A 1,325-nucleotide genomic window follows, 5' to 3' on the forward strand; every position below is an offset into this window, starting at 1 on the left:
CAGACCACATAAGTCTCAAGTACTTCATGATGCAAACCAAGATTTTTGAAAAACAAATGAGGTGGGAAAACTTTCTTTTTCAATTTTATTTTCATATTGCTCACATTGCTAGTAAGCACAATCAAGTGGCCGATGCACTTTCACGACGACCAAAAGTTAATGTGGTGTCTATAGCAACTCACAATGATCTATCCTCTATGATAGATGAGTATGCTACTGACCCTGACTTTAGAGACATAATGTCAGCCCTTGCTTTGGGGAAGAAAGAGGAACCATTCACCTTGCAGGATGGTTATCTTCTCCACGGAAATAGGCTATGTGTTACCCATTCCCTTCGTGAGAAGGTTATGTATGAATCCCATGCTCCTCCATATGCAGGGCATAGAGGTATTCAACCTACTCTCCGAGGAGTAGAGACGTATTTCTATTGGCCTACCATGAAAGTGAACATACAAGAGTATGTTTCAAAATGTGTGGTATGCCAAAAGACCAAGTATGATAGAGGGAAGCAACTTGGATTGCTTCAATCCTTGCCAATCCCTAATTCACCATGGGAGAGCATATCCATGGATTTTATCTTTGGATTGCCTAAGTCTATCCATGGGAATACGGGAATATGGACAATGGTAGACAGGTTCAGTAAACAAGCTCATTTTATACCTGTCAAAAAGACTATCAAAGCCCATCAAATGGCAACCCTCTTCATTTCACAAATTTTCAAGTACCATGGCTTGCCAATGTCCATAGTGTCGGATAGAGATCCTAGAATGACCAGTAATTTCTGGAAGGGTCTCTTTGAGAATTTAGGGACAAGGCTAAACTTCTCTTCGGCCTATCATCCACAAACGGATGGCCAAAGTGAAATAGCTAACCTAACTATTCTCGATCTACTAAAAGCCTATGTAACGGAAGTAGATCAAAGATCCCAATGGGAGAAGTACTTACCCTTAGTGGAGTATGCCTACAATAACACTATACATACTTCCACGGGAAAAGCACCTTTTGAGGTAATTGAGGGAAGATCAAAAAGTCCCTTGCTACTTAAGGTACATGGGAAGATCTTCGCTGCAGATGAATATAGCCGAGACTTGCAAGAATCTTTCCAAAAGATTAAGGATGTTATATCCATCTCTCATCAAAGGCAAAATGTTGTTGCTGATAAGCACTTAAGAGCCCTAGCCTTTAAACAAAATGATTGGGTCTTGCTTAAGTTTCTAAAGGCTCGATTGAGGCACACAAAGGGCAAGAATCCTACGGGACACCAAAAGTACTATGCTAAGTTAACAAAAAGGTACTATGGTCCCTTCTAGATTCTTAGACCAATC

Annotated in this window: 1 protein-coding gene; it reads left to right on the forward strand. The window is 40.5% G+C overall.

The window, feature by feature from the left end; genetic code table 11:
- Nucleotides 1-1,310 (forward strand): DDE-type integrase/transposase/recombinase (locus DD606_RS25225; RefSeq protein ID WP_219824238.1); only part of this gene is annotated, 1,310 nt, incomplete at its 5' end.
- Nucleotides 1,311-1,325: the final 15 nt, after the last annotated feature.

Origin of the sequence: Enterobacter cloacae complex sp. GF14B (genome assembly GCF_004136805.1) — a bacterium.
Classification (GTDB): Bacteria; Pseudomonadota; Gammaproteobacteria; order Enterobacterales; family Enterobacteriaceae; genus Enterobacter; species Enterobacter hormaechei_C.